The sequence below is a fragment of the Polaromonas sp. CG_9.5 genome (assembly GCF_035984465.1).
Classification (GTDB): Bacteria; Pseudomonadota; Gammaproteobacteria; order Burkholderiales; family Burkholderiaceae_C; genus Polaromonas.
In genome coordinates, this window is record NZ_JAXCHR010000058.1 from 1 (window position 1) to 2,504 (window position 2,504).

The window sequence follows — 2,504 nt, forward strand, 5'->3', positions numbered from 1 at the left end:
CAAACTCAAAGACGCCTTGCGTCTGAAATTCGAGGGTGGACAGTCCCACCAACAAATCGCCAGTGCCCTGGGGCTCTCCAAAGGTGTTGTCACCAAATACGCAGGTCTGGCCGTCGCCGCCGGGCTGGACTGGCCGGCCATTTCAGCCCTGGACGAAGCCGCGCTGGAGCGACGCCTGCTGGCGTCGTCTCGCGCCAGCCAGACCTATGCGCAAGCCGACTTCGGACGGCTTCATCAGGAGCTGGGCCGAAAGGGCGTGACGCTCATGCTGCTGTGGGAGGAATACTGCGCCCAGGTCGGCGACGAGCACAGAGCCGACTTGCCCCTGAAGCCCTGGCGCTACTCGCAGTTTTGCGAGAACTACCGCCAGTTTGCCAAACGGCTCAAACGCTCGATGCGCCAGGTCCACCGCGCTGGCGAGAAGCTGTTCATCGACTATGCCGGCCCCACCATTGCACTCGTGGCCGGTGGCCAGGAGGTGGGACGTGCCAACCTCTTCGTCGCTGCCATGGGCGTGTCGGGCTACTGTTTCTGTCTGGCAACGCCCGCGCAGACGGCACGTGACTGGCTGGGCGCCACCGCGCAGGCGTTGACCTTTTATGGCGGCGTGCCCCAGCTCATCGTTCCCGACAACCCACGCGCGCTGGTCAGCGTGGCTGATCGCTACGAGCCAGCGCTCACTCAGACGGTGCAGGACTTTGCCCGTCACTACAGCTGCAGTGTGCTGCCTGCGCGCGCTTATCACCCACAGGACAAACCGAAGGTCGAGCTGAGCGTTTTACTGGTCGAGCGCTGGATCCTGGCACGCCTGCGCAAGCATCAGTTCACCAGCGTGCAGGAAGTCAACGATGCCATTGCCCCCTTGCTGCACTGGCTCAACCAGCGTGCGTTTCAAAAGCTGCCAGGCAGCCGCGCCAGCGTGTTCGCGCAGATCGACGCGCCGGCCCTGATGGCCTTGCCCGTGCAGCCCTGGGAGTGGTCGGTCTTCAAGACGGTGCGCGTGCACATCGACAGCCACGTCGAATTCGAGGGCCACCGCTACAGCGTGCCCAACGCCCTGGTGGGCCTGGCGCTGGAGCTGCGCGTCACCGCCCATGCGGTGGAGGCCTTGCACCGTGGCAACCGGGTGGCCAGCCACATGCGCTGCGTCCACAAAGGCGGTTTCACCACCGTGACTGAGCACCTGCCCGAACGCCACCAACATCAGGCCCAGTGGACACCCGAACGGCTGGTGGCCTGGGGCGAGCGCATCGGGGTGGCCTGCGCCGCCACGGTGCGCAAAATGCTCGAGCGCCAACCCCATCCCGAGCACGCCTACCGCGCCTGCCTGGGCCTGCTGTCCCTGTCCAAGCGCTACGGCGACGCCAGGCTGGAGGCGGCCTGCACCCTGGCGCTGGGCCTGGGCACCAGCAAGTACACCCACATCCGCGACATCTTGCTCAACCGGCGCGACCTGCTCCAAACCAGCACTGCCCCTGAGTGGACCAGCCCGACTCACGCCCATGTGCGTGGCGCGAACTACTACCAATGAAACCCAACACGATAGAGCCCAACATGATGATGAATACCACCCTGAACCAGCTGCGCGGCCTGCGCCTGGAGACCATGGCCCAGGCGCTGGAGCAGCAGCTTGCGCAAAGCGGCATCAGCGCCATGAGCTTTGAAGAACGGCTGGCTTTGCTGGTAGACCGTGAGGTCCATGGCAGGCAAGACCGGCGCTGTGCGCGGTTGCTAAAAACCGCCAAACTCAAATACCCGCAAGCGGCCATTGAAGATTTGGACAGCCGCAGCACCCGGGGCATTGAACGCAGCGCGGTGATGAGTCTGGCCCTGGGGGAGTGGGTCAATGCCGGGCACGCCGTGCTGATCACCGGCCCCACTGGCGCTGGCAAGTCCTGGCTGGCGTGCGCGCTGGCCCAGCATGCCTGCCGGCGTGGCCACAGTGCGTTGTACCTGCGGGTTCCCCGGCTGGGCGAGGAATTGCGCATTCGGCACGCCAACGGCACGTTTACGCGCTGGCTGGACACGCTCAAAAACACCGACGTGCTGCTGCTCGACGACTGGGGCATGGCCGCCATGGACAGTCAAACCCGGGCCGATCTGCTGGAGATCATCGATGACCGGGCCAGCCAGCGCGCCACCGTCATTACCAGCCAGTTGCCCATTGAGCACTGGCACGAGTGGATAGGTGACCAAACGGTGGCCGATGCCATGCTCGATCGCCTGATGCAAAGCCATCACCGCTTCACCCTCACCGGCGAATCTCTGCGCAAAAAAAGCCCGCCAGTACAAACAATCGCCGACAAGTAGGCCACTACAGTCAGGGGGCCTCCGGCGGCCTGGCAGGGGCCTATTCGTTCAAAAAATTCAATTCCACAGAAGGGCAAAACAGCCGGAAAACACGCCGGCATAAAATCAAAACGCGCAACACCGACCCCCGGTCACGTTCGCCGGAATACCGGTCACGTTGCCGGAATCAGCGGTCACGTTCACCGGAATACTCA

The 2,504-nt window shown here is 64.0% G+C and carries 2 protein-coding genes; both read left to right on the forward strand.

Annotated features, from left to right (window positions below; translation table 11 throughout):
* A partial coding sequence (istA, locus tag RCH06_RS17725) for an IS21 family transposase (RefSeq protein ID WP_327082785.1) occupies window positions 1-1,531 on the forward strand: 1,531 nt, incomplete at its 5' end.
* 23 nt (window positions 1,532-1,554) lie between these two features.
* The gene (gene istB, locus RCH06_RS17730; protein ID WP_327082786.1) at window positions 1,555-2,310 is read left to right on the forward strand and encodes an IS21-like element helper ATPase IstB; all 756 of its coding nucleotides are present in this window, start codon (window positions 1,555-1,557) and stop codon (window positions 2,308-2,310) included.
* Window positions 2,311-2,504: the final 194 nt, after the last annotated feature.

Coding starts and splice junctions, on each gene's coding strand:
- istB (WP_327082786.1), top strand. CDS start 1,555: ATGATGATGAATACCACCCTGAACCAGCTGCGCGGCCTGCGCCTGGAG.